Below are 18,538 nucleotides of genomic sequence, written 5' to 3'. Positions count from 1 at the left end.
ATGAGTGACAACGAAGTGGCAAAAGCAAAAGAAAGGTTATCAGCTCATCTCGCAGCGAAACCATGCAAGCCCAAAGGGCGACAAACCCTTTATGAAGATGCGACTTATCAAGCCCTGCTTCAAGGGATGCATGAACAATGCGAAAACGTCTGTGTACTTGCTGATGAGGGGAGCGGGACACTCAACCGTCTAATCACCCCTGGAATGTCCATGTTGAATTCAGCATGGAGCAATATGGAAATTAAATTCGCAAGAAAGGACTCCACCCCTTTCGCTGTTACAGACCCTCGGCTGACATTCCTGCTATCCATTCAACCGGAGCTATTGGAAGAGTATCGGGACCGTAACTCAGATATCGCTAGAGCTGCCGGTCTCTGGGCTAGAACACTTGTCTCCGCCCCTCTCGCATCAACAATCGGGTATCGCTTCGCATCAGAAGATAGGCAAGAATTCACTGACGCTTCGAACTATTTTGCCCGAATTCGCAAGCTACTGAAAAAGAGTTTGAGGCTAAACGAAGCTTCTCCGAAACGCCGGCATCTGCTCAAATTCGAGAACTCAGCGCGCCAACTCTACATAACAACGACTAACGAAATCGAAGCAAACATGCAACCTGGTGGCTTATATGAAAATGCCAGAGACCATGCATCCAAGTTAATGGAGAACATCGCCCGTGTATCAGCAATCATTCACGTGGTGAACGGGTATGAGGGAGATATAACCTGGGAGACATTAAATACCAGCATACATATTTGCATTTACTTCTCCAGAGAATACCTCAATGTTTTCAACAGCCAACCTCAGTTTATCAATGATGCATGGATTTTAAACGAATGGTTGACAGTTAATTTTCGACAAAAAGGCATTAGATATATAGGAAAGCGCCACGCCAGACAGTATTGTTCAGGCCCGCTTAGAAAGCCTGGAAGATTCAAAGAGGCCCTGGAGTACCTTGAGTGTCATGGCCACATCAGAACATTCAAAGATGAAACCAATACTTGGCACATTGACACAACCCCAACATATCCACCAATAACGCTCAGAAACCACTAACTTAACAACCAAATTAAATAAAATATGTCTAGACAATTCTGCAAAATTGCCCATATTAGTTCTGGTACTTATATTTATTAACCAGTGAAAATATTAACCAGAGAGACTCTATTAGATAGACACAACAACCAATGACACACATTATAAAACATAAATAATCCACAAAGGTTTAAATAAAAGTGAATATATACGAATGCAGTGACACTTTAACTGACCTAAAACACATTGAGAAACTTACTAAAATCATATCTAAAACCAGAAGCATTGAAAACGTCAACCAAACGCCAATAAAAAAATCAGAGCTAGTACGTCTATTATCAATTCCTGAGACCAAGTTTAAGGTGAATACGCCAAACTATACCTCCAACCCCTATGCTATAGCTTTTTTTTCAGCGAAGGCTCAGGTCTTTCCCGAAGGCTTCGAGCATTACGACATAAAATCAATGCTTTGTGGAAATTTGAAAACCAATATTACATACCTGTTATTTGTTGATGCTATACACCATTTCACTTCTCTAGACAGCTTCCGAACCACCGTGTCTCGCCACGAGAAAGCCCAGTCCAAGAGGAAGAGAAGTACTAATAATTACATTGACGCCTTGACAAACAGTTACGCCCGATTAACTGTAGTACGAATTGATTTACACCTAAAGCCAGATCCTTGGAAAACAGATTACACTTCAGACCTCCTCAATGAAATGCAAATGTATTGGGCAAAAATGAGGCGAGATTTGTACGAATCCAAGCGTCTACCCAGATCAGTGGGCTTCCTTTGCTCATTGGAGCTTGGGCACATAACCGGGTTTCACTTTCACTTGATGGTCTTTTTTGATGGCTCGCTCTATCAATCAGACATTAATTTGGCGACGATAATTGGCGAACATTGGAGGGCGACTATTACCCATGGGGAAGGCTGGTACTACAACTGCAATGCAAACAAATCGCAGTACAAAAGGCTCGGTATTGGTCGCATAGAGTACTGGGATAAGGAAGCTATAGAAAATATGAAAGCTACGGGATGCTACCTTGCAAAAATAGATTATTCCCTAGACGCTGTGATTGGGAACGCACAAGCGTTTTTCAGAAGTAACATGCCCTCCAAACGGTCAGGGTTGGGCAGACCAAGGTCCAAGCCCGCGCTAAGTCCTGAACCGGATAAAACGGCTTAGCTCACGGCTTAAGGCAGCATATTTAAGTACCTTATGATCATCTAGAACCTTCATAACCTTCTGTTCAAACTTCTCAACATTAGTTTTATAATCGCGCTGAGTTTCCTCCACAGTCCCTTTCCAGTATAACTTGGCCAATGCATTTGCAATGTCCAACAAAGAAACTTTCTTTTCTCCTGAAATCGGCTTAATAGGAGTTTTAGGATAATACACCCTTGTGCTAACTACGATCTTTATTGCTGCGGTAACTTTAGGACCACCTGGGTTCTTCGCCTTTAGATCGCTAGCTAAATCTGTACGAAGCTTTTCAAGGGCCTCATCATCAACATCTAATTTACCAGGCTGACCATATTTTTTATTGAACGTAGCGGCGTAGCGATTGAGTACACGGAGATCTTCGGTCATCCACTCCTCCATAAAGCAAGTAGCCTCATGGCCTTGAGCTTCCGACAAATAATTCTGGTAGTCAGCTTTCAAGGCGAACAGATCTGATAATTTGACGGGAAAACTTTGTTCCATTACCTGGCTCGAAACGCTCCCACCAATGTTTCCTCCCTTGGATAACCCAATGACAAACCGTTCTTGGGTACGCATTGCACGCCTTGAAGACATACGAAGAGTGTCAATGAACGATTGATTCGCCGACCTCTCCTTCATACACGTTTCGAAGGCCGCAAATGCTGGAGACAAGGTTATGAACTCCAGGTGTTCATCGATTGAAGCAAACAACTCCGTTACACTCACAACGCTTTGACCGACTGCCAACATTTCTCTAATGACCTTATCGCCAATGGAAAGGTACCGATAGTCAGTTGATAAAGAGAAATACTCGGTGCCCAGTTCTTCCCCTCGCATCCCCAAAGACACCGTGCAGAGATAGGCCTGAAGCTGATCAGGAATACGACACCAAACATCTCTGCCGTGTTGCAGTTGGGCGCTCAAAAACTCATTGATATCGATAACACCGTCCCGCTCGATATTCGTTAGAGCCATCATCACAACTTGGTCAACCCTACTCGCCATCTACAGCCTCCCGGGAGCTTATTTTCAAACCAGCCTGGTGAAGCTCGGCAAGATGAGCGCCCAGGGTTTCCCATGCCTCCTTCTTTTCAGGACCATAGCTGTGACGTTGGTAGACCCGCTTCACTTTGTTCTCTTCTATGTGATTCAGGCAACGCTCTGCTACCTCTGGCATGATTCCCAATGCTGTCATCAAAGTGGCTCCTGTCCGGCGAAGGTCATGGGGCGTCCACTTACCACCTGGTACAATCAATGTCTGTCCACGCGAACTCCTACCTTTATGCGGTTCACGTCCCTCTGGCAACTGTCTGTCGCCGATTTGTTTAGTGATCGTGCGCGGGCACACCGGACCGGTTAACTTCGAGTTTGGATAACACCACTCTGAGTCGCCAGTGTAGGACTTCAGGTCATGGAACCATCCAAGCGCAAATTCAGACAATGCAACTTCATGCGGTTTCCCGTTTTTACTGTTTTCAGCAGGGATTGTCCAAAGGGCACAAACAAAATCAATATCGAGCCACCTTGCCTTAACGAGCTCACCAATACGACAGCATGTAGCCAACATGATCCAGATGGCACTTGAGGTTGAAGGTAACATCTGAGCCGCAGGAACTTGCGTGGCAAGGGCCTTGATCTCCTCGCGACTCAAGACCCGGTCTCGCTCGACCTCTTTACCGCCAATCTTGGATTTCCTGATACTGGCTGTAGGGTCATGTTCAATGAGATCCCGATCAACAGCAAACCGAAACATCTGACGAATCAGGCTCAGGGTTAACTTGGCCAGCCGGGTTACCCCCCGGTTGAGTTGGGAATCCACAACCTCAATTACGTTCCCCTTCTTCACATCTTCAACGGCAAGCTCACCAATCTTGGGGAGGACGTCTTTTTCAAAGATCCTACGAACCTCAGCGCCGCCGTCCTTTCGGTTCTTTAGGTCAATGTCAGCCCAGTGCTCAAAGAGCTCTGATACTGTCTTACGGGCCGCCTGACGAGCTCTCTCAGCCTCAGCAGCTTCCCGTTCGGCCTCCATCCGCGCCATCTCAGCCTCATGGGCAGCTTTGCGAGCGACCTCCTCTGCATCCAGGTGCTCTTTTAAGTCTCGAACACCGCTCTGGTAAAGACGGGATAGCTCTCCGGCTTTTGTTCTGGCCTCACGCAGTGTCAAACCGTCCTTGCCAGACTGATCATAGTTTCCAATCGGAAGAAAGATTCGGTCGCCGTCAGAATTGGTGTAACGAAAATAGAACAGCCGGTCGCCGCTTTTCAGGATTCGAGCCATAAAACGCCCGCACCCTCTCGGAGCGTCCTCCGTTAGCCAAACTGATTTGTCTGGCTTTGAGTTCATCTGCTTGTCTGTAATGGTCCCCATCGCACCCAATCCGTATTAACCTGAATTCTCGTCACCGTTTGGTCACCGTTTCTCGTTCGCTTAAACTGGATGCTATTGGATTTCCTTGGAAAGCGCAAAACAAAAAATCCTTTTATATCAATGGATAGATAATTTTACTTGGTTTGGGTTAGATTGGGTTGGATTACAATAAATCTTTATGGGGTGCAGGTGGTCGCAGGTTCAAATCCTGCCGTCCCGACCATATTCCCTAAAAAAGGCAGACACTTACACGGCGTCTGCCTTTTTTCGTTTTAGCCACAAAGAAGCACCCGAATTCGGCAGCACATGCTGCTGGCCTACCGTTAGAACTTGACCGGAAAGCCCCGGCTAGCGCCTGCCGACAATGTTCAGCAACATCAACCGAACACGCTCTCTCGAACCGTCGTCCCAACAGGAAAATTCGTCAACGTGCAGCTCCTGCTGCTGCAACAGGCGCCTCAGGCTATCCGGCCGGAGGGTTACGGTAATACTTTCAGCTTCGCCCATGCTCTCCCCTGGGGAACCATAAATTCGCTGCTTCACAACCCTACCTCAATGCACCGTATTCGTAGCGTGACGACACCCGGCAGAGGGCCTCAAGGCCGGCCAGCCCATATAGTCAGCAAAGAAGCGCTGTCGACTCCCCTCCTCCCTCAACGCCGACCTCAACTCATTCGGCGCCTTGCGGCCAAGACGTTTGAGCGCTCGTTCAACAACCACCTCTGACACACTCGGGTGTCCCGCGCTACGAAACGCCTCCGCCAGGCAAATAGCCGCAAGCACCATTTCTACAGCCATAACGGGATCACCTTCGCTCACTGAATTTGACGAGAGGTCAAAGGCGCAGCCAGCGTAGCGGATAACCTGCACCCACTCGCCACGGTCTGCGTAGTTACCGGCCTCAGCCATCCAACTAAGCCAAAGATCCATCTTTTTATTCTGTGGGAGCCCTGCCAGCTCACCACGGTGGATGCGACATAGAAATTCCATACGAGACCCTTATCATTATTGATAATCATTCTCATATTAGCGGAAGTTTGGTATTTGGCAAGAAAAACTGGAGCGCCTCGGAACAATCCACAGGCGCCTTAGATCATTATGCAGAGAAAGCTGAAAAGAAGGCTGATACGCTGGCGGGCTCCATGCCCGCCTCGTGACCAGTTAGCAGAAATGCGCGACCAAACTCAGAAAAGCTCCGCGTTCAGCCAAAGGTGAGTCACTATCGACGCACCGTAGCCAAGGAGAATAACCGGCGTCCAGCGCAGGTGGGTCATCATGGTGTAGTGGCCTCGAGCCTGCCCCATCAGCGCCACCCCGGCAGCAGAGCCGATCGACAGCATCGATCCGCCGACACCGGCCGTCAGGGTCACCAACAGCCATTGGCCATGAGACATGTCCGGCTCCATCGACAAGACAGCAAACATCACCGGGATGTTGTCGACCACGGCCGACAGCAGGCCCACGGTGACGTTCGCAGCGGTCTGGTTCCAGTTGGTGTACAACAGGGTGGAAACTTCGCTCAGGTAACCCAGAAAGCCCAAGCCCCCCACGCACAACACCACACCGTAGAAAAACAGCAAGGTGTCCCATTCCGCCCGGGCGATCGGGCTGAACACATCAAACGGGATGGCATTATCCAGCCGGGCCAGCAACCGCTCGTTCTTGTCACGGATAGCCACTGCCCGCTCTTTTTTCACGCTTCGCTCGAAACTCAGGCGCAGGTAATAGCCCAGCACCTGCAGATACCCCAACCCCATCATCATGCCGACCACCGCCGGCAGGTGGAGGAAGTTATGCCCCAAAACAGCAGTGGCAATGGTCAGCAGGAACAGCGCCAGCGTCCTCCTGGCCCCACGCTTCATGATGACCTTCTCTTCGGCCTGCTTCGGCGGCTCTTTGGGGATAAAGAAGTGCATGATGGCTGCGGGCACCAGGAAGTTCACCAGCGACGGCACAAACAATACAAAGAACTCGGAAAAATTAACCACCCCCTTCTGCCAGACCATCAACGTGGTAATGTCGCCGAAGGGTGAAAAAGCACCGCCCGCATTCGCCGCTACGACGATGTTGACGCAGCCCAGCCCAATGAACCTCGGGCTGTTTTCTCCCACCTTCAGAAGCACCGCACACATCAATAACGCTGTGGTCAGGTTATCCGCCACCGGGGAAATGAAAAACGCCAGTATGCCGGTGATCCAGAACAGCCCCGTGTAGCTGAAGCCTTTGCTCACCAACCAGGCCCGTAGCGCATCAAAGAGCTGGCGCTCCTCCATGGCATTGATGTAGGTCATGGCAACCAGAAGGAACAGCAGCAGCTCCGAGTATTCCAGTAAGTTATGCCCCAACGCCTCATTCGCGCTCTCGCTGTCTCCATTCGCCGCCGCCAGCCCCGCCACCAGAAACCAGATGATCCCCGCCGCCAACAGAACCGGTTTGGACTTTCGCATATGCAGCTTTTCTTCGAGCATGACGAAGATATAGGCCAGCACGAACACGCCAATGGCCAGGTAGCCGATTGGGTGACTGGTCATCCCCTGCGCTCCCGCCTGGGATGCCTGCACCGCAGTGCCGGCCAGCAGCATCAGAAGACCCAATGCAGCGACTCCAAACCTGGGCAAACGATTCTGGGAAGATTGGGGCGTTAGAACAAAACCACGGTTTCCGGCTGGCACGAACAAACCCTCTCAGGCAATTAAACGGAACGGGGACGGGGACCTGGATACCTAAGACCCAGACACAAAAAAACCGAGGACATTGTCTTCGGTTTCTTTGCAGGATTCATTGATAAATCTCAGTGAAGGGGCGCGTTCAAAGCCTCAAGCACCTCTTCCAGCTCACTAATCATCTGCCTGATCAGTTGCTTGTACTGCGACGTGTCGTCCTTCACTTCATGGCTGCTGAGCTTCTGCTTGGCGCCACCAATGGTGTAGCCCTGATCATACAGCAGGCTGCGAATCTGGCGGATGGTGATCACGTCTGAGCGCTGATAATAGCGACGGTTGCCCCGACGTTTTACCGGCGACAACTGGGGAAACTCCTGTTCCCAGTAACGCAGTACGTGGGCTTTGACCGCACACAGCTCCGCCACCTCACCAATGGTGAAATAGCGTTTACCAGGGATCGCGGGAAGTTCGTTGTTATGACTGGGTTCCAGCATACGCTTCTACTTTCTGCTTCAGTTTCTGACCCGGACGAAAGGTCACCACGCGACGCGCGCTGATTGGGATTTCTTCGCCGGTTTTCGGGTTTCTTCCCGGTCGCTGTTTTTTATCACGCAGATCGAAGTTACCGAAACCCGATAACTTGACCTGCTCATTGTGGCTGAGCGCACCCCTGATCTCATCGAAAAAAGCTTCAACCATTTCCTTGGCTTCACGCTTGTTGAGGCCCAATTCCTCGTACAGACGCTCCGCCATTTCCGCTTTTGTCAACGCCGCCATTCAATCAGCTCCTCAGTGTCGCTCCCAACTCATCCTTCAGTGCGCCAATCACACCGTCGAAGAGTCCGTGCACTTCTTCTTCGTTGAGTGTTCGCTCCGGATGTTGCCAGAACAGGCTCAGCGCGAGGCTTCGATTACCCTCACCCAGGCTTTCCCCTTCATAGACATCAAACGCACGCACTGCAGTAAGGTATTCTCCAGCCGTCTTTCTGACGACACGCTCTACATCTGCGAAAGCTGTATCGTCCCCGATAATGATAGCCAAATCCCGCCGAACTTCAGGGAATTTTGAAATCACTTTGAAATTAGGCACATAACCGGTAACAACTGGATTCAAGAATAGCTCAAACATCAGAATCGTGCCATTAAGTTCCAGTTTTTTCTGCACTTGCGGGTGCAATGCGCCCAACCAGCCCACAGACTGACCGTCCAGCATCAGTTCTGCCGTCTGCCCCGGGTGCAACGCGGGGTGGCTTCCCCGGCAGAATTCCACATTGACACCAAGCACTTGGAACAGTGATTCCAGTTCACCTTTGACGTCAAAGAAGTCCGCTTCACGCCGGCCATTTAGCCAGTTTTCAGGGTCCTGAGGCCCTGCAACAACACCACTCAGCATCGGACGCTGATCAATTTCACCGTCCCGGCGAACAAACCTGAGCCCGGTTTCGAATAACCGGACCCGGGGCTGTTGACGATTCTGGTTGTAGGCAACCGTTTTGAGCAGCCCGCTCCACAGGGTGGTCCGCATGACCGACAAGTCCGCCGAAATCGGATTGGCCAGCTCGATGCCGTCCTCATCCGGAGCCACCAGCGCCTGGATTTTCGGGTCGACAAAGCTGTAAGTGATGGCTTCCTGATAGCCACGGGACACAAAGAAGTTCTGCACAGCAGACAGAGGGCGGGTCGCCTCGGGAACCGCCTTCAGGCCCAGTGAGCCAACCGGCTCGGTGACTGGCAGGTTGTTGTAGCCAAAGATCCGGCCAACTTCTTCGATCAGGTCTTCTTCAATGGTCAGATCCGGCCGGAAACTGGGCACCAGAACTCGCCAGCCATCCTTCAGCAGCTTTTCAATGTGAAGACCCAGGCGAGTCAGAATTTCCTCAACCGTGGTGCGGTCAATCTCAAGGCCAAGCACATCCGCCAGGCGCTGTTCCCGCAGGTCGATCAGACGCTCATCCGGCATTTCAGCGTCGTTGACCACTTCAACAATTTCACCAGGCTCACCGCCCACGATGTCCATCAGCAGCGCTGTCGCCCGCTCCATGGCATCCCACGCCAGCTTGTAGTCAACACCGCGCTCGAAACGGTGTGAGGCGTCGGTGTGCAAACCAAACTGACGCGCCTTTCCTGCCAGGGTAATAGCATCGAAATAGGCCGCTTCCAAAATCAGGTTGCGGGTTGTTTCGCTGACACCGGAGTGCTCCCCCCCCATAACGCCCGCAATCGCAATGGGCTTTTCATGATCAGCAATCACCAGTGTCCCTTCGTCCAGGGTCACTTCCTGGCCGTCGAGCAATACCAGTTTTTCACCCGCATCGGCCATCCGCACTACAATACCGCCCTTGATTTCGGCCTGGTCAAAGGCATGCATGGGCTGACCTTGCTCCAGCATCACGTAGTTGGTCACATCCACAGCCGGGTCAATGGAGCGGATTCCGCTTCGGCGCAGTTTTTCCTGCATCCACAGTGGTGTACTGACACTCAAGTCCACATTACTGAGTACCCGGGCCAGGTAACGCGGGCAGCCTTCCGGCGCACGCACGGTCACATCAACGCGCTCACCGGTAGTGGCAGCGACTGGCGTGATCTCCGGCGCCTCCACCAGCATGCTGTTCAAAACGCCGACTTCCCGGGCAATACCGCGAATAGAGAAACAGTCGGAACGGTTTGGCGTCAGGTCCACGTCAATGGTCACATCATCCAGCATGAGATAATCACGCAAGCTCTGCCCAGTGGGGGCGTCAGCCGGCAATTCCATCAGCCCGTCATGACTCTCGGAAAGGCCCAGCTCTGATTCAGAACACAACATCCCGAAGGATGGCTGACCACGCAGCTTGGCTTTTTTGATTTTGAAGTCGCCCGGCAGGACGGCGCCCACAACCGCGAACGGTACCTTGAGCCCCTCGCGAACGTTTGGTGCGCCGCACACAACCTGGACAACCTCTTCGCCTCCGGCGACCTGGCATACCCGCAGCTTATCAGCGTCCGGATGTGGCGCCACGGCCTTGACCTCGCCGATGATAACGCCGGAAAAACGCCCTGCCACAGGCTCAAAGCCGTCAACCTCCAGGCCCGCCATGGTGATCTGATCCACCAGTGCCTGAGTATCGATTGCCGGATTGACCCATTCCCGTAGCCACTGTTCACTGAATTTCATGTTGTATGCCTTGTCCTGATGCCGGTTTGCGGTATTGACTCGATTCTAGGTGTTCAACGTTAACGGAACTGTCGCAGGAAACGCAGATCGTTTTCGAAGAACATGCGCAGGTCGTTGACGCCGTAACGCAACATGGCGAGACGCTCGACGCCCAGACCAAACGCAAAGCCCCGGTACTCTTCGGGATCAATGCCGCAGTATTCGAATACCTTGGGGTGAACCATGCCGCAGCCCATGACTTCCAGCCACTTGATGCTGCCGTCTTCTTCACGACCCCATTCGATGTCTACTTCCGCAGACGGCTCGGTGAACGGGAAATACGATGGCCGGAAACGTACCGCCAGGTCCCGCTCAAAGAACACCCTCAGGAACTCTTCCACCGTGCTCTTGAGATCGGCAAAGCTGACATTCTTTTCGACCAGCAGCCCTTCAACCTGGTGGAACATCGGGGTATGGGTCATGTCTGAATCGCAGCGGTATACCCGACCCGGACAAATCATACGGAACGGTGGCTTGGATGCCTCCATGGTACGAATCTGGACCGGAGAGGTATGGGTTCGCAGCAGGGTTCCGGGATTGAAGTAGAAGGTGTCGTGCATGGCACGAGCCGGGTGGTGACCCGGAATATTGAGGGCTTCGAAGTTGTGGTAATCGTCTTCGATTTCCGGCCCCTGCTCGACACTGTAGCCGGCCCGGGCAAAGAACTGTTCGATTCGTTGCAGAGTACGGGTCACCGGGTGCAATCCACCCAGGTCCTGACCACGGCCCGGCAGGGTCACATCGATGGACTCACTGGCCAGCTTGGAATCCAGGGCCGCCTGTTCCATCGCTTCGCGACGGGCATTCAGTGCATCCTGAACCTGAACCTTGGCTTCGTTGATCTTCTGACCGGCCGCCGGGCGTTCTTCTGCGGACAGTTTGCCAAGGGACTTCAGCTGTTGGGTAAGCACACCTTTCTTACCCAGGTAATCTACGCGGACTTGATCCAGTTCCTGCAGGCCAGCGGCTTTCTCAACCGCGGCCAGCCCGTCCTGAACAAGTTGCTCCAGGTTTTCCATTGACCCTGCTCCAAACCATAGATGGAATTTGCTTGAAAGGCTTCTGAATAAATCCTGTCCTCGTTGGGAGAAAGACCTATTCAGAAGCCCCAAGGAGTCTATATACCACTCCCTAATAACAAAAATAGGGGAAGAGCGCGCCCTTCCCCTATCACCAGGCGCCGCCAGGCAGCGCCCTATCGATCAGCAATCGCTGAAAGAGCTAAGCGATCACAGAGCCGCTTTGGCCTTCTCAACAACAGCAGAAAACGCCTGCTGCTCGTTCATGGCCAGGTCGGCCAGAACCTTACGATCGATTTCAACATTCGCCTTCTTCAGACCAGCAATCAGACGGCTGTAAGACAGGCCGTTGGCACGGGCGCCAGCATTGATACGGGCAATCCACAGTGCGCGGAACTGACGCTTGCGGTTACGACGGTCACGGTAAGCGTACTGACCCGCTTTGATAACCGCCTGTTTGGCAACACGGAATACACGGCTACGAGCGCCGTAGTAACCTTTGGCCTGATTCAGAATCTTCTTGTGACGACGGCGTGCAACCACACCACGTTTTACGCGAGGCATAAATTATATCCTTCTGTTAAACCAGTGCGCTTACTGCGCGATCATACGCTTGATGGAAGCCACATCAGACTTGGCAATCAGCTTGGTACCACGGAGCTGACGCTTACGCTTAGGGCTCTTCTTGGTCAGAATATGACTGGTGAAGGATTGCTTATGCTTGAAGCCGTTAGCGGTCTTTTTAAACCGTTTGGCGGCCCCGCTTTTGGTTTTCATCTTGGGCATTTTTTAAAACTCCGCATTCTATTTTGAAAAAAAACGCATGTGCTCCTGAAACGACAAATCCCCTGCGACTGCAGGGGACGAGTCACTGTTCCAGGATCACTTCTTCTTACGGGGCGCTACCACCATGGTCATCTGACGGCCTTCCATTTTCGGCCGCAGTTCAACCACAGCAATCTCGGCAACGTCCGCTTCAATGCGTTCCATGAGCTTCATACCAATTTCTTGGTGTGCCATCTCACGGCCACGGAAGCGAATCGTGATTTTGCCGCGATCCCCGCTCTCAAGGAAACGTACCAGGTTGCGTAGTTTGACCTGATAATCCCCTTCTTCAGTTCCTGGACGGAACTTCAGCTCTTTGACCTGCGTCTGCTTTTGCTTTTTCTTCGCAGCCGCCTTGGCCTTTTTCTCGTCGAAGATCTTCTTACCGTAATCCATTATCTTACAGACGATGGGATCGGAATCCGTGACCTGAACCAGATCAAGAGAAGCTTCTTCCGCCCGTTTCAGGGCATCCTCAATGGACACAACACCGACCTGTTCACCGTCAGCATCAATCAGCCGGACTTCCGTTGCTTCAATGTTCTCGTTGATAGGTGCGCGTGGCGCGCGGCCACCCCGATTCGTACGCTGTTTAATAGTAAGATCTCCGTCTTAAATTTTGCTCTTACGTTCAACGGCTTCTGCCAGCAGAGCCTCGAACGCTTCAAGCGTCATGGTTCCCAGGTCTTCCCCTTTGCGGGTTCTCACCGCAACGGCACCGGCTTCCACTTCTTTGTCGCCAACGACAACCAGATAGGGAACCTTGTTTAAAGTATGCTCGCGGATTTTAAAGCCGATCTTCTCGTTTCTCAAGTCAGCATTAACCCTATAGCCTAAAGTTTTCCATTTTTCCGCAAGATTTTGGCAATACTCACTCTGGCTGTCGGTAATATTCAGTACCGCAACCTGAGTTGGTGCCAGCCACGCCGGGAAAGCACCTTCATACTCTTCAATCAGGATACCAATGAAGCGCTCAAACGAACCCAGCACGGCGCGGTGCAGCATAACCGGGGTACGGCGCTCGGAATTGTCGGCGACGTATTGCGCCCCCAGGCGACCCGGCATCGAGAAATCCACCTGGATGGTTCCGCACTGCCATACCCGACCGATACAGTCTTTCAGTGAAAACTCGATCTTCGGCCCGTAGAAAGCGCCCTCACCCGGCAGCAATTCCCAGTCCACACCTTCCCGGTTCAGCGCCTCTTCCAGCGCCGCCTCGGACTTGTCCCAAACCTCGTCGGAACCTACCCGCTTCTCGGGCCGGGTGGACAGTTTGTACAGAATCTCACTGAAACCGAAATCCGCATAGACTTCATGCAGCAACGCGATAAAGCGTGACACTTCCGCCTGGATCGCATCTTCCTCACAGAAGATATGCGCGTCGTCCTGGGTAAAACCACGAACCCGCATGATGCCGTGCAGCGCGCCAGACGCCTCGTTGCGGTGGCAGGAGCCAAACTCCGCCAGACGCAGCGGCAGATCCTTATAGCTCTTCAGCCCCTGATTGAACACCTGGATGTGGCAGGGGCAGTTCATCGGCTTGATGGCAAAATCGTGTTTCTCAGACTCAGTGGTAAACATGTCGTCATGGAACTTGTCCCAGTGACCGGATTTTTCCCACAGGGTCCGCGACACCACTTGTGGTGTCTTGATTTCCTGATAGCCGTGATTACGCAGTTTGTCACGCATGTACTGTTCGATCTGCTGATAGACCGTCCAGCCGTTGGGATGCCAGAACACCATACCAGGCGCTTCTTCCTGCATATGGAACAGATCCAGCTTCTTACCGATCTTGCGATGATCCCGCTTTTCAGCCTCTTCCAGACGGTGCAGGTACGCCTTCAGGTCTTTCTTGTTACCCCAGGCGGTGCCGTAAACCCGCTGCAGCTGCTCGTTGTTAGTGTCACCACGCCAGTACGCGCCAGCCACCTTAGTGAGCTTGAAGGCCTTCAGCTTGCCAGTACTGGGTACATGAGGACCGCGGCACAGGTCGATGAAATCACCCTGACGATAGAAGGACAGATCCTCTTCACCAGGAATGTCTTCGATGATGCGGACCTTATATTCCTCACCCATCTCATCGAACAGCTGGACTGCTTCAGCACGGGACAGCACCGAACGGGATACCGGTATATCCTGCTTCGCCAGCTCTTCCATGCGCTTTTCAATACGCGCCAGGTCTTCGTTGGTGAACGGGCGCTCAAACCGGAAGTCATAGTAAAAGCCGTTGTCGACAACGGGGCCAATCGTTACCTGTGCAGAGGGAAACAACTCTTTGACCGCCATGGCCAACAGGTGAGCCGTGGAGTGGCGGATAACATCAACACCATCGTCATCACGCTCGGTAATGATCGCCAGCTCTGAGTCTTCAGAAATCAGGTGGCTGGTATCAACCAGCTTTCCGTTCACGCGTCCGGCAAGGGCGGCTTTGGCCAGGCCAGCGCCAATATCGGCGGCAACGTCATGGACAGTGACAGCTTCAGCAAAGCTACGATGGCTGCCATCAGGCAAGGTAACAACAGGCATGTTTGACTCCGGTCAGTGGTGGTCCCTACGAAAGACCACTTGTTATCGGTGAGCCGCGATACAGGACGCGGTCCGGTTTGGGGACAGAATTTTAGCAGGGGTGCCAAGGTTATTAACAGAGGCCAGACCAAAGACCCCTGTCATTTCCTGTCTGGCTATGCAAAATAGGGGCTCGATCACACTCCGTTACCTTCCATGCTCACGGAAACGACACCCAGACCGACAGAGAGAAAGGGATGCGCATTATTGCTTTTCACAACCTCAAGGGCGGGGTTGGCAAAACGGCTGCGGCAGTAAATATCGCCTACCTGGCGAGCGCCAGTGGGATACCCACGCTGCTTTGGGATCTGGACCCTCAGGGAGCAGCAAGCTGGTACCTTGGTGAAGATCCGGACATTACCGGTGAAAAAGCATCGCGTCTGCTCAAAGGCAAAACGCCGGTCGGCAAACTGATCTACCCGACACAGTACCCGAAGCTGGACCTGATCCCGGCCCACCCGAGCTTCCGGAATCTGGATGTCCGGCTGGCAGAGCAGACCCACGCCAACACGCTTAAATCCTGGCTGGCACCACTGTCGGAGGACTACGGACTGGTCATTCTGGATTGCCCGCCATCTCTGTCACACCTCGCCGAAGAGGTCTTGTCCTGTGCCGACCAGGTTTACGTTCCTACGATTCCGACCTGGCTCTCGATCAACAGCTGGCAGCAACTGCGACAGTTCGCCAAAGACAAGAAAATCAAGGTTGGCAAATTCCATCCGTTCCTGTCCATGGTGGACCGGAGGAAGGGCCTGCACCGTACCATCCTGGAAGAAGGCGACGAGCGCCTGAAAGACAGACTCCGGGGCTACATCCCGTACGCCAGCGACGTGGAGAAAATGGGCGAAGCGCGCAAGCCAGTACCGGTTCTGATGCCCCGCTCTGCGGCCTCCCATGCCTACCGCCTGATGTGGCAGGAAGTTCGGCAGATCACCCGCTTATAGCCCTCGGGCAGCCGGCGCTCAGCCGGCCACCCCAAACAGCCTCAAGCGACAGCCGCAGAGGAACCGCCATTTTCACGGGAACGACGACGAATCTGGCCGTAAGCCAGGACCGCCAACAGCAACAAGGCAGGAATGATCATCAGCTCTTTCGGTGGACGGTCGAGCGCCACCTGCACCGAATCAATAGTCCAGTCGAAATAAATTCCCGCATCTTCCGCCGCCGAGCCAAAACCAACAAAGTCCACCACCATCCGGTCTTCGTCCTGTCGCAACTGCAGACCCGCCTGCATCAGCCGGTCTTCAGGCGTTGCGCCCTCCGGCAACGGCAACTCCACAAAGGTGGAAACGTCCTGCCCATCAAGAGACATACCGGAAGCCTGGATCACAATCGGCTCGTCCGCCGGTACCCGGTCAACGTATTGCATGATCTCGGTGCCAGGCCGGTTCTCGGTCGGCGGATAGATCATGTCCCACCAGAAGCCTGGCCGGAACAGGGTAAACGTGATCAGCAGCAACAGCGCAGTTTCCCAGTGCTTGCTCCGAGTAAACCAGTAGCCTTGGGTTGCAGCCGAAAAAACCAACATGGCGGTAACCGCACTGAAAATGGTCACCAACAGGTCAAACCAGCCCGACAACCCAATCAGCAGCAACTGTGTATTAAAGATGAACATGAACGGCAGAATGGCTGTCCGGATATCGTAGGTGAAGCCCTGGATACCGGTTCGTATCGGGTCCCCCCCCGAAATTGCTGCCGCGGCATAAGCCGCTAACCCCACCGGGGGAGTGTCGTCTGCCAGTATCCCGAAGTAGAACACGAACAGGTGCACGGCGATCAGCGGAACAATCAGCCCGTTTTGGGCGCCCAGAGTTACGATCACCGGCGCCATCAGTGTGGACACGACGATATAGTTGGCGGTGGTCGGCAGCCCCATCCCCAGGATAAGGCTGATAATCGCGGTAAACATCAGCATCGCCAGCAAGTTACCGCCAGAAATAAACTCAACGAACTGGGTCATCACCAAACCGATACCAGTAAGCGTCACCGTTCCTACCACGATGCCTGCGGTCGCGGTTGCCACACCGATACCCACCATATTACGGGCCCCGGTCACCAAGGAGTGGAACAAGTCAGCCCCCCCTTCCCTGAGCCCCTGACTCAGTTGATTTTCCCCTCGGAAAAATGCCTTGATTGGCCGCTGGGTAACGATAATGAAGACCATAAACATGGTCGCCCAAAACGCCGACAATTGAGGCGAGAACCGCTCTACCGTCAGACACCACACCAGAACAACAACCGGCAGCAGGTAGTAAAGTCCGGTTTTAACCGTCGGCCCCACTGGAGGCAGCTCAGCCATGGCCTTGCTGGGGTCGTCTTCTTCGAGCTCAGGGAACCGGGTGGCGTACCAAACCAGCCCGACGTATGCCACGAACAGCATAGGCCCGACCAGCCAGATAGCCTTATCACCGTAGACATCTTTCAACCAGCCAATCCCGTAGTAGACGGCAAAGGTCAGCAGGCACAGCCCCAACAACAGTACCACCCAAGTCAACATTCGCTGGGCCAGTGAAGGGCGATTCAGCCGCTCAACCCCCTGCATGTTCAACTTGCAGGCTTCCAGGTGCACGATGTAGATCAGCGCCACATAGGAAATCAACGCCGGCAGAATCGCATGCTTGATCACCTCGATGTAGGAAATACCGACGTACTCCACCATCAGGAACGCCGCCGCCCCCATGATGGGCGGGGTCAGCTGGCCATTGGTTGACGCCGCAACTTCCACCGCCCCAGCCTTGGTAGCAGGAAACCCGACCCGTTTCATCAGCGGGATAGTAAAGGTACCTGTAGTTACGACGTTGGCAATAGACGACCCTGAAATCACACCACTGAGCCCACTGGAAACCACCGCAGCCTTTGCTGGTCCTCCTCGCATATGCCCAAGCAAGGCGTAGGCGACCTGGATAAAATAGTGGCCGGCACCGGCACGCTCCAACAAGGCACCAAACAGCACAAACAGGAACACAAAGCCCGTCGACACCCCCAATGCAACGCCGAAGACACCTTCGGTCCCCAGCCATTGATGCGACGCCAGCTTTTCAAGGCTGGCCCCTTTGTGGGATATGACATCCGGCATATAGGGGCCGGCGAGGGAGTAAACAATGAATACCGCAGCGACAATGGTCAGCGGCAGACCTAGCGCACGCCGGGTCGCCTCAAGCAACAGCACCAGACCTCCCAGAGCCACCACAAGGTCCTGGGTAATGGGAGCACCCGGCCGAGTAGCCAGCTGATCATAGAAGAGGTAGAGGTATGAGGCCGCGAATGCCGCAGCCAGTGCAAGTACCCAGTCGTACACCGGAACGTGATTGGTATGCTTTCCCCGGATCATGGGGAACGCAGAAAAAGCAAGAAACGACGCAAAGGCCAGATGAATCGAACGGGCCTCTGTCGAATTGAAAATACCGAATTCCACCACATAGGGCAGTGGAGATGCTATCCATAGCTGGAACAACGACCAGCACAATGGTACGACAAAGAGGATAACCGCCGCGGGACCGGTAAGCGCCCGTCCTCCGGATTCAGTTTGGAGAAACTGCTCGACGTCCGCCTGCTCTTTGTTCGTATTAGCTCCTGGCTCACCATTGGCCATAGTTACATCCTGTCAAAGCGAATAAGAGTCTGAATACAGCAGCGGGCATTTAAAATGCCCGCCGCTTGGA

17 protein-coding genes are annotated in these 18,538 nt (G+C 53.2%); 3 read left to right on the top strand and 14 right to left on the bottom strand.

The window, feature by feature from the left end:
• Together BMZ67_RS06895 and BMZ67_RS06890 are read left to right on the top strand one after the other, a co-directional pair.
• Complete coding sequence (locus BMZ67_RS06895; protein ID WP_092021217.1) at positions 1–1,053, top strand: DUF3987 domain-containing protein; 1,053 nt, start codon at positions 1–3, stop codon at positions 1,051–1,053.
• Between the two features lie 179 nt (positions 1,054–1,232).
• Complete coding sequence (locus BMZ67_RS06890; RefSeq protein ID WP_092021216.1) at positions 1,233–2,222, top strand: YagK/YfjJ domain-containing protein; 990 nt, start codon at positions 1,233–1,235, stop codon at positions 2,220–2,222.
• On the opposite strand, the gene BMZ67_RS06885 is transcribed toward BMZ67_RS06890, so the two are convergent.
• The 13 genes from BMZ67_RS06885 to thrS all read right to left on the bottom strand — a co-directional run bounded on the left by BMZ67_RS06885 (position 2,193) and on the right by thrS (position 14,837).
• The gene (locus BMZ67_RS06885; protein WP_092021215.1) at positions 2,193–3,245 is read right to left on the bottom strand and encodes a hypothetical protein; all 1,053 of its coding nucleotides are present in this window, start codon (positions 3,243–3,245) and stop codon (positions 2,193–2,195) included. The genes BMZ67_RS06890 and BMZ67_RS06885 overlap by 30 nt on opposite strands.
• Positions 3,235–4,587, bottom strand: coding sequence for a tyrosine-type recombinase/integrase (locus BMZ67_RS06880; protein ID WP_342713320.1), 1,353 nt, complete (start codon positions 4,585–4,587; stop codon positions 3,235–3,237). The genes BMZ67_RS06885 and BMZ67_RS06880 overlap by 11 nt, the downstream gene beginning before the upstream one ends.
• A 372-nt stretch (positions 4,588–4,959) precedes the next feature.
• Positions 4,960–5,118, bottom strand: coding sequence for a hypothetical protein (locus BMZ67_RS18580; RefSeq protein WP_175481859.1), 159 nt, complete (start codon positions 5,116–5,118; stop codon positions 4,960–4,962).
• Positions 5,119–5,163: 45 nt separating this feature from the next.
• A complete protein-coding gene (locus tag BMZ67_RS06875) occupies positions 5,164–5,601 on the bottom strand; it encodes a hypothetical protein (protein WP_092021213.1) in 438 nt (145 codons plus the stop codon).
• A gap of 194 nt (positions 5,602–5,795) precedes the next feature.
• Entirely contained in the window at positions 5,796–7,205 is a 1,410-nt protein-coding gene (nhaD, locus tag BMZ67_RS06870; protein ID WP_245749901.1) for a sodium:proton antiporter NhaD, read from the bottom strand.
• A 197-nt stretch (positions 7,206–7,402) separates the two neighbouring features.
• Positions 7,403–7,768 (bottom strand): MerR family transcriptional regulator, encoded by a 366-nt coding sequence (locus BMZ67_RS06865; protein WP_092021211.1) that lies wholly within the window; start codon positions 7,766–7,768, stop codon positions 7,403–7,405.
• Positions 7,749–8,051 (bottom strand): integration host factor subunit alpha, encoded by a 303-nt coding sequence (gene ihfA / locus BMZ67_RS06860; protein ID WP_007151838.1) that lies wholly within the window; start codon positions 8,049–8,051, stop codon positions 7,749–7,751. Before ihfA ends, BMZ67_RS06865 begins: the two co-directional genes overlap by 20 nt.
• Before the next feature lie 4 nt (positions 8,052–8,055).
• The gene (gene pheT, locus BMZ67_RS06855) at positions 8,056–10,428 is read right to left on the bottom strand and encodes a phenylalanine--tRNA ligase subunit beta (protein WP_092021210.1); all 2,373 of its coding nucleotides are present in this window, start codon (positions 10,426–10,428) and stop codon (positions 8,056–8,058) included.
• 59 nt (positions 10,429–10,487) lie between these two features.
• Positions 10,488–11,486, bottom strand: coding sequence for a phenylalanine--tRNA ligase subunit alpha (gene pheS / locus BMZ67_RS06850; protein WP_092021209.1), 999 nt, complete (start codon positions 11,484–11,486; stop codon positions 10,488–10,490).
• Between the two features lie 210 nt (positions 11,487–11,696).
• Complete coding sequence (gene rplT, locus BMZ67_RS06845; protein WP_092021208.1) at positions 11,697–12,050, bottom strand: 50S ribosomal protein L20; 354 nt, start codon at positions 12,048–12,050, stop codon at positions 11,697–11,699.
• A 30-nt stretch (positions 12,051–12,080) separates the two neighbouring features.
• Positions 12,081–12,272 (bottom strand): 50S ribosomal protein L35, encoded by a 192-nt coding sequence (gene rpmI / locus BMZ67_RS06840; protein ID WP_092021207.1) that lies wholly within the window; start codon positions 12,270–12,272, stop codon positions 12,081–12,083.
• 96 nt (positions 12,273–12,368) lie between these two features.
• A complete protein-coding gene (infC, locus tag BMZ67_RS06835) occupies positions 12,369–12,908 on the bottom strand; it encodes a translation initiation factor IF-3 (protein ID WP_092021206.1) in 540 nt (179 codons plus the stop codon).
• 15 nt (positions 12,909–12,923) lie between these two features.
• Positions 12,924–14,837 (bottom strand): threonine--tRNA ligase, encoded by a 1,914-nt coding sequence (thrS, locus tag BMZ67_RS06830; RefSeq protein WP_092021205.1) that lies wholly within the window; start codon positions 14,835–14,837, stop codon positions 12,924–12,926.
• A 236-nt stretch (positions 14,838–15,073) separates the two neighbouring features.
• Between thrS and BMZ67_RS06825 the strand changes: the two genes are divergently transcribed.
• Positions 15,074–15,820, top strand: coding sequence for a ParA family protein (locus BMZ67_RS06825; protein ID WP_092021204.1), 747 nt, complete (start codon positions 15,074–15,076; stop codon positions 15,818–15,820).
• A gap of 41 nt (positions 15,821–15,861) precedes the next feature.
• Here the strand turns inward: BMZ67_RS06825 and BMZ67_RS06820 are convergent, their stop codons facing one another.
• A complete protein-coding gene (locus BMZ67_RS06820) occupies positions 15,862–18,468 on the bottom strand; it encodes a TRAP transporter permease (protein WP_092021203.1) in 2,607 nt (868 codons plus the stop codon).
• Between the last annotated feature and the right edge of the window lie 70 nt (positions 18,469–18,538).

It is taken from the genome of Marinobacter zhejiangensis, assembly GCF_900114775.1.
Classification (GTDB): domain Bacteria; phylum Pseudomonadota; class Gammaproteobacteria; order Pseudomonadales; family Oleiphilaceae; genus Marinobacter; species Marinobacter zhejiangensis.
Note: the sequence above shows the minus strand (reverse complement) of the source record. Positions and strands in the feature narration are given on the sequence as shown.